Source organism: Brotaphodocola sp., from assembly GCF_050873065.1.
Lineage (GTDB): Bacteria > Bacillota > Clostridia > Lachnospirales > Lachnospiraceae > Brotaphodocola.
Genome location: NZ_JBNMIC010000073.1, coordinates 1 through 8872 on the forward strand (window position 1 = coordinate 1; position 8872 = coordinate 8872).

The window sequence follows — 8872 nt, forward strand, 5'->3', positions numbered from 1 at the left end:
ACGGCGAGAAGGCAGGACTCAAGCTCTACTACACCGGAAATCCGGATAACACCTGGAGCACAGGCTTCTTCTCGATCAATGATCAGTCAGACTGGGAGAAGAAGGAAGATGCAAATGGAACGTATCTGTGGTACACGAAAGAGGAAATCGATGACTACACGACGCTTGGGTCTCTGAAACTCTACTGCAACCACTGGGATGATGAGGATCTTGTGATCACCGGACTTGTCGCAGTAAAGAGAGATCCATCCCTTCCGGACCAGCCGAGTCAGCCAGATCAGCCGGAGAATCCGGACATCCCGGACGTGCCGGGTGAGACGGAGCGTGCTTTCCCTGTAACGATGCCGAAGTATGCGGAGACAACAGTGGAACTCACAGAGGACGAACTTCAGGCGGAGTTTGAGAGAGACGGCGGAGTCGAGCACGGCGAGAAGGCAGGACTCAAGCTCTACTACACCGGAAATCCGGATAACACCTGGAGCACAGGCTTCTTCTCGATCAATGATCAGTCAGACTGGGAGAAGAAGGAAGATGAAAATGGAACGTATCTGTGGTACACGAAAGAGGGAATCGACGACTACACGACGCTGGAATCCCTGAAACTCTACTGCAACCACTGGGATGATGAGGATCTTGTGATCACCGGACTTGTCGCAGTGACAGCCGCGGAGAACTTAGCAGAGATTTTGAATACAGAGATGGAAGCAGAGAAACTCAGTGATACAGAACTTGATGAGGCGCAAGTAAATGCAGATGGAATTTACGCACTTGCGCATCCGGAAGAGTACCAGGAGCTTGAGGCAGAGCAGATCGCAGAAGATCTCTTCCTGCTTCCGGCAAACAATACGCCGGTCGGCATGAGATACCTGCTTGAGAGTGTCGAGACTGAGACGGATGAGGATGAGAGCGGAGACGAGACGGAGCGCACAGACACAAAGTCAGAACGCGGACGGGCCGCTCTGCGGGTGGCATCTGCATCGAACTGGGAAAACTGGGATGAGAGCAGTCTGGCATCATCGTCAAACGCAGCTGGCTGGAAGACTGTGACGTCCAAAGTCTCAACAAAGGTTCCGAAGTATGCAGAGAAAGAAGTCACTTACATCTTTGACAAGCGAGAGATGCAGGCGCTCGCAGATGCCTTAAAGCGGGCGAGAGAGGCGTCAGAGCCTCAGCTTCCGGCAGTCTTCATGGACCTCAAGAACAGAAAGCTGACTGTAAAGAGACTGACATTTTTGTATCAGCCGGATGAGATCCTTGAGGAGGAGATCGATTCGGAGAGCGGGGATATCCTGAATTAAAGAAGTAAAAGTGATAAAAGAAGCAAAAGAAATCAACGAAGCCAAAGAAGTTTCGGGATGAAAAAGCTTTGAAAAATATAGAATGGGGAGGGGAAAACATGAGGAGAACGGTTTCGGCGGTGATGGCAGCGGTGATGACCGTTTTAGGGGCATTTCCGGCATGGGGAGGCAGTGAGGCTGAGACAAAGAGCGGCTGGCAGAAAGAGGAGGACGGATGGGTGTATCTGTCCTCTGACGGGAGCCGCAAGACGGAAGAATGGATTCGTGGAGCAGATGGCGCTTCCTACTATGTCGATGAGAACGGAGTGATGCTCACGAATTCGATTGTCCGCGACAATGACCGGATTTATTATGTCGATGAGAACGGTGCCCGCGTGAAAAACCGCTGGGCATCGGAATCGAATGCGGACGCGGAGGACCCCTGTGACCAGGATATTCACACGCTCTGGTATTATTTTGGAGCGGATGGACGTGCAAAGCGCACGGAGGGAAAGGCAGTCCGCGTGAAAGAAAACGGTGTCGAAAATAAATATTTCTTTGACAGCGACGGTCACATGCTTTCCGGGTGGCAGAGGATTTTAAATAACGACGGAAACTATGATGTGTACTATCTCGGGGATGAGGATGACGGTCACGCCCACCTTCGCTGGCAGTATCTTGAACCGGACTGGGATTTCATCGACAACTCGAAAGACCACGATTATGACGGACTGGAGCATTTCTACTTTGGATGGGACGGAAAGATGACGAAGAGTGAGGAGTCCCATCTCGGCGGAAACCACTATGTGTTTGATGAGAACGGTGTCATGCTGACGGGCTGGCAGCCCGGAATTGAGCTTGAGCCGGGAGACGACACGTTCGGGGTCAACAAGTACTATGACAAGGAGACCGGAGCGCGCGCATCCGGATGGGTCTACACCTGGGATCCGGACGATGAGGAGAACGGTGAGCCGCACTGGTACTACTGCGACAAGTCGGATGGTCTGATTTACAATGAGGCAGGAAAAGACGGAGACGGCGGTCTGGCGTATAAGAAGATTGACGGGCAGACGTATTTCTTTGACGAGAACGGTCACATGATCCAGGGGCTGATCGCGACGGATGGGACGGATCTCGGAGATCATCTGTTTACAGAGAGTGAGTTTGAGGGCTTGAGTGGAACGATCGGTGCCGGAAAAGGTGCAAAGCCGGCGGGCATCTATTACCTGAGTCAGGACGAGAATCACCTCGGACAGATGGCAAAGGATGGAGCACTCAAGCTGAAGGATGGCGCGGACAGTTTTGAGTATTATCTGTCAAACTGCGGAAAAGCGTACACGAACGCGTTTATCAAGGGACATCTCTACGGAGAGGACGGACTCAAGATCAAGTCGGATTCCGGAAATGATATTTTTGAGATTTCTGCGGATATCTATGAGAAAAATGCATTTGCAGACGGAGTGCTCTCGGAAAACTATGCGGGAAAGCCGGTGATTCCGGCGGGAAGCAAAGTGATTGTAAACGCCTCCGGAAGCGTGAAGAAAAATGGAAAGATCAAGGTTCAGGGGACGACGTACACCGTGAAAGACTATGTCATTGTCTCGGAAGAAGACTGAGAAAATTAAAGAGATAAAAAACAAGAAGATTAGAAAGATTAGGAAAAGTCAGAAGACAGAAATAAAGAGAAGAACGAGTAGAGACAGCAAAAATGTGAAAGGTTAGAGAGGTTTGGGCAGGATGAGAGAACGTATAGAGGCATTGCTGGAAAAACTGACGCTTGAGGAAAAAATCCGCATGATTCATGGTGCGGGACTTTTCCGGACTGCCGGGGTGGAGCGTCTTGACATTCCGCAGATTGTATTTTCGGATGGCCCGATGGGAGTCCGTCAGGAGTTTGAGGATGCGAAGTGGATGCCGGCTGGTCATGGGGAGGATGCTGTTTCCTACCTCCCGAGCAACAGTGCGGTTGCGGCGACATGGAACCGGGAACTCGCGTTTGAGACGGGGCGTGTGCTCGGCGAGGAGGCGAGAGCGCGCGGGAAGGATGTGATCCTTGCGCCGGGAATCAATATTAAGAGAAGTCCTCTCTGCGGGCGAAATTTTGAATATCTGAGCGAGGACCCGTATCTTGCCGGTGAGATGGCAGTTCCGCTTGTGAAGGGAATCCAGACGGCAGGGACTGCGGCCTGCGTCAAACATTTTGCACTCAACAATCAGGAGACAGAGCGTCTCTGGGTGGAAGTGGAGGCGGATGACAGAGCGCTCAGGGAGATTTATCTCCCGGCGTTTGAGAAAGTGATCCGTGAGGCACAGCCGTTTTCCCTGATGACTGCCTATAACCGTTTCCGCGGAGAGCACTGCTGCGAGAGCAAGGGTGTGCTCGGAACGATTTTAAGGAAAGAGTGGGGATATGACGGCATGGTAGTCTCCGACTGGGGCGGTGTCCATGACACGAAGCGGGCGGCAGAGAGTGTGCTCGATGTCGAGATGTCCGTCACGGACAATTTTGACGAGTACTGCATGGCGGATCCGTTAAAGCGGGCAGTGGAAGCAGGAGAGATCCCACAGGAGTGGATTGACCGGAAAGTCAGAAACATTCTGCGGATGATGTTCCGCCTTCATATGCTTGGCGGGGAGGAGCGTCCGGCCGGTTCTTACAATACGCCGGAACACCGCGCGCGTGCGCTCGATGTGGCCCGGGAGTCGGTCGTTCTTCTGAAAAATGAAAATGGAGCGCTTCCGCTTGATCCGAAAAAGGTTCGCCGTCTCCTTGTGATCGGTGACAATGCAGCCAGAATTCATTCAAATGGCGGGGGAAGTGCCGAGATCAAGGCACTCTATGAGATCTCTCCGCTTTTTGGACTTCAGATGCTTCTCGGCGGAAATACGAAGATCACGTTCCGTCATGGATACGAGGCGGAGGACTGCAACGCGGAGGGCGCAGAGGTGAACTGGCAGGCTGACAGTCTGGAAAACGGCGGCGGCAGCATGGGCGGGCAGAAACCGGATGCAGGAGAACTGCGGGAGAAACTTCGCCGGACACTCCGGGAAGAGGCTGTCCGGGAGGCGAAAGATTTGAGATATGATGCCGTGATCTTTATTGGCGGGCAGAATCATATGCAGGATCTCGAGGGGCATGACCGTCCGGATATGAAACTTCCTTACGGGCAGGATGAGGTGATTGCAGAACTTCTGAAAGTCCGCCCGGATCTCGTTGTCGTCATGGCATCTGGAAGCCCGGTTGAGATGCCGTGGGAGGCGGAGGTTCAGAATCTCATCTGGCACTGGTATGCGGGAATGGAGGGCGGAACTGCGCTTGCAGAGGTAATCTTTGGACGCGTGAATCCGTCCGGACGTCTTCCGGAGTCAATCCCGTTCACTCACAAGGACTGCTCGGCGCACAGCATCGGAGAGTTTCCGGGCGGAAAAACGGTTGCATACCGGGAAGGAATCTTTGTGGGCTACCGCCATTACGACACGAGAAAGATTCCGGTGCGTTTTCCGTTCGGTTATGGACGTTCCTACACGACGTTTGCCTATACAGATCTCTCTGTAAATGTTCTTGAAGACGGGGATTCTCCTCGCGTTCAGGTCAAGCTCTGCGTAAAGAATACGGGAACGCGCGCGGGTGCAGAGACGGTGCAGATCTATGTCGGACAGGATAATTTTGTTCTGGACCGTCCGGAGAAAGAACTTCGCGCATTTGAGAAAGTTTTTCTTGAGCCCGGTGAAAAGAAAGAGGTCGCCTTCGTGCTCGGAAAAGAGGCATTCTCCGTCTATCGGACAGAGTCGGGAAGGTTTGAGGTGGAGCCGGGGATCTACCGCATCAGTGCCGGAAAATCGGTGGAGGAGATCTGCCAGAGCGAATACTGCACGATCTGACCATAATAAGAAAAATAAAAAAGGAAGACGTTCTAACTGTCGAGGGAAGATGTTTCAAAGGGAAAAAAGAACCAGAAAATAAAGAATCACAATGATAAAAAGACACAGCTGAACGAAAATGGCAGAGGCAGAGGATCGAGAGGTTCTCTGTCTCTTTTTTTGCAGGTCTTTTGTAGGTTTTTGTGGGTTTGTCTATAAGAAAAATGAAAAATGTTTATTAAAAATTCTTCTTAAAGTCTTTGGGGAAATTTTTTTAGCGCATTGCATCGGAAAAGAGAACACGTTATAATAGAAAACAGAGGACTAAAGAAAACGTACTAAGGTTAGTACGCAGCGTACTAAATTTAGTACCTAATTAGTACTTGCAAAAATTGAGAGAATCATGTATAATCTTATCAATTTGGGCTGAAATACGAAAGAGCCTGCAAAAAGAAAGGATAGGTACCCCGTATATGAAAGCATTTCTCATTCTGGAAGATGGCACCGTTTTTGAAGGAACAAGCATCGGTTCCACCAGAGAAGTAATCAGTGAAATCGTGTTCAATACTTCGATGACCGGTTACCTGGAGGTTCTCACAGATCCCTCCTACGCGGGACAGGCAGTTGTGATGACTTACCCGCTTATTGGCAACTATGGCATTTGTTATGAGGACATGGAGTCGGGACGGCCTTGGCCGGACGGCTATATTGTTCGTGAATTATCTCGGATCCCCAGCAATTTCCGCAGCGAGGATACCATCCAGCATTTCTTGGAAAAGTATGACATTCCCGGTATCAGTGGCGTCGATACAAGAGCTCTCACAAAGATTTTAAGAGAAAAAGGAACCATGAACGGCATGATCACGACGAAAGAGTACGCAGATCTTGCAGAGCCGATTGCACGTATGAAAGAATATACGGTCAAGGGCGTGGTAAAGGCAACTTCCTGCAAGGAGAAGTATGTGCTCAAGCAGGCAGACAAGTTTGAGAAGCCGATTAAAAAGGTAGCTCTCCTTGATCTCGGTGCAAAGCGCAACATCGCCCGTTCTCTTGCAGAGCGCGGCTGTGAGGTGACGATCTATCCGTGCGATACCACCGCAGAGGAGATTCTGGCAACGAATCCGGACGGCATCATGCTGTCAAACGGCCCTGGAGATCCGAAGGAGAATGTCGAGATCATCAAGGAAATCCGCAAGCTCTATGAATCCAATGTGCCGATCTTTGCAATCTGCCTCGGTCATCAGCTGATGGCACTGGCAACCGGCGCTGACACTTTCAAGCTGAAGTACGGTCACCGCGGCGGCAACCATCCGGTCAAAGATCTCTCCACCGGAAGAGTATACATCTCTTCCCAGAACCATGGCTATGCAGTAAATCCGGAGAGCCTGGATCCGAAAGTGGCTGAGCCGGCATTCACCAATGTCAATGACGGAACAAACGAGGGTCTGCGCTACATCGGAAAGAATATTTTCACCGTACAGTATCATCCGGAGGCATGTCCGGGACCGCAGGATTCTTCGTACCTGTTTGATCGTTTTATCACTATGATGGGAGGAAATGAATAATGCCTAAGATTCCTGGTATCAAGAAAGTTCTGGTTCTGGGTTCCGGCCCGATCGTCATCGGACAGGCGGCCGAGTTTGGCTATGCGGGTACCCAGGCCTGCCGTTCCCTGAAAGAGGAGGGCATTGAGGTCGTTCTGTTAAACTCCAACCCGGCTACGATCATGACCGATAAGGACATCACAGACCGCGTTTACATTGAGCCGCTGACGCTTGAGGTTGTGGAGCAGCTGATCAAGAAAGAGCGTCCGGACAGCATTCTCCCGACTCTGGGCGGACAGGCTGGACTGAACCTTGCGATGGAGCTCGAGGAGGCTGGTTTCTTAAAGGAGAACAATGTTCGCCTGATCGGTACGACAGCCCTGACGATCAAGAAGGCAGAGGATCGTGAGATGTTCAAGGAGACGATGGAGAAGATCGGTGAGCCGGTTGCTCCGTCCGACATTGTCGAGAATGTTGAGGATGGTCTTCGCATTGCAGAGCAGATCGGTTACCCGGTTGTGCTCCGCCCGGCATACACGCTCGGCGGAAGCGGCGGCGGTATCGCAGATAACCCGGAGCAGTGCCGTGAGATCCTTGAGAATGGTCTTCGTCTCTCCCGTGTAGGTCAGGTTCTTGTAGAGCGCTGCATCGCAGGATGGAAAGAGATCGAGTACGAGGTAATGCGAGACAGTGCAGGCAACGTGATCACCGTATGTAACATGGAGAACATCGATCCGGCCGGCGTTCACACCGGAGACAGTATCGTTGTTGCTCCGTCCCAGACTCTGGGCGATAAGGAGTACCAGATGCTCCGTACTTCCGCACTGAACATCATCACCGAGCTTGGCATCACTGGCGGATGTAACGTGCAGTATGCGCTTCATCCGACGAGCTTCGAGTACTGCGTAATCGAGGTAAACCCGCGTGTAAGCCGTTCTTCTGCACTGGCTTCCAAGGCAACCGGATACCCGATCGCAAAGGTAGCTGCAAAGATCGCTCTTGGTTACACCCTCGACGAGATCAAGAATGCCGTAACGAAGAAGACCTACGCAAGTTTCGAGCCGATGCTCGACTACTGTGTAGTCAAGATGCCGCGTCTGCCGTTCGATAAGTTCATCAGCGCAAAGAGAACGCTGGGAACCCAGATGAAGGCAACCGGTGAGGTTATGAGTATCTGCACGAACTTCGAGGGCGGCCTGATGAAGGCAATCCGTTCCCTTGAGCAGCATGTAGACTGCCTGCGTTCCTATGATTTCACGGCTCTGACCAATGATGAGCTGATGAAGCAGCTCGCACAGGTTGATGACCGCCGTATCTGGGTAATCGCAGAGGCACTGCGCCGCGGTATTTCCTACGAGGAGATCCATGCGATCACGAAGATTGACTTCTGGTTCATCGATAAGCTTGCAATTATCGTGGAGATGGAGAATAAACTGGAGAAGGGACCGCTGACTCCGGAGCTTCTGAAGGAAGCAAAGCGCATCGAGTTCCCGGACAATGTGATTTCCCGTCTGAGCGGTGTTCCGCAGGATGAGATCAAGGCAATGCGCCATGCAAACAACATCCGCGCTGCTTACAAGATGGTAGATACCTGTGCAGCAGAGTTCGCAGCAGAGACTCCTTACTACTATTCCTGCTTCGACGGTGTGAGCGAGGTTGAGGAGGAGCATTCCCGCAAGAAGGTACTCGTTCTTGGTTCCGGTCCGATCCGTATCGGTCAGGGTATCGAGTTCGACTTCTGTTCCGTTCACAGCACCTGGGCATTTGCAAAGGAAGGCTATGAGACGATCATCGTAAACAACAACCCGGAGACCGTAAGTACCGACTTCGATATCGCTGACAAGCTGTACTTTGAGCCGCTGACCCCGGAGGATGTTGAGAGCATCGTGGACATCGAGAAGCCGGATGGCGCAGTCGTCCAGTTCGGTGGACAGACCGCAATCAAGCTGACGGAGTCCCTGATGAAGATGGGTGTTCCGATCCTTGGTACCGCAGCAGAAGATGTCGATGCGGCAGAGGACAGAGAGCTCTTCGATGAGATCCTTGAGAAGTGCCAGATTCCGCGTCCGGCAGGCCACACGGTATTCACCGCAGAGGAGGCAAAGAAGGCAGCAGAGCAGCTCGGTTATCCGGTTCTTGTTCGTCCGTCCTACGTTCTCGGCGGTCAGGGTATGCAGATCTGTATCAACG

General features: G+C 51.9%; 5 protein-coding genes. All 5 read left to right on the plus strand.

Annotated features, from left to right (window positions below; all coding sequences use genetic code 11):
• Positions 1-1298: hypothetical protein (locus ACR0QE_RS12290; protein ID WP_432628633.1), on the plus strand; the 1298-nt coding region annotated here is incomplete at its 5' end.
• Between the two features lie 98 nt (positions 1299-1396).
• On the plus strand, positions 1397-2893 hold the full coding sequence (locus ACR0QE_RS12295) for an N-acetylmuramoyl-L-alanine amidase family protein (protein WP_432628634.1): 1497 nt from the start codon (positions 1397-1399) through the stop codon (positions 2891-2893).
• A gap of 121 nt (positions 2894-3014) precedes the next feature.
• Positions 3015-5159 (plus strand): beta-glucosidase, encoded by a 2145-nt coding sequence (locus ACR0QE_RS12300; protein ID WP_432628635.1) that lies wholly within the window; start codon positions 3015-3017, stop codon positions 5157-5159.
• A gap of 452 nt (positions 5160-5611) precedes the next feature.
• A complete protein-coding gene (locus tag ACR0QE_RS12305; protein ID WP_432628636.1) occupies positions 5612-6703 on the plus strand; it encodes a carbamoyl phosphate synthase small subunit in 1092 nt (363 codons plus the stop codon).
• A partial coding sequence (gene carB / locus ACR0QE_RS12310) for a carbamoyl-phosphate synthase large subunit (protein WP_432628637.1) occupies positions 6703-8872 on the plus strand: 2170 nt, incomplete at its 3' end. The genes ACR0QE_RS12305 and carB, both read left to right, overlap by 1 nt.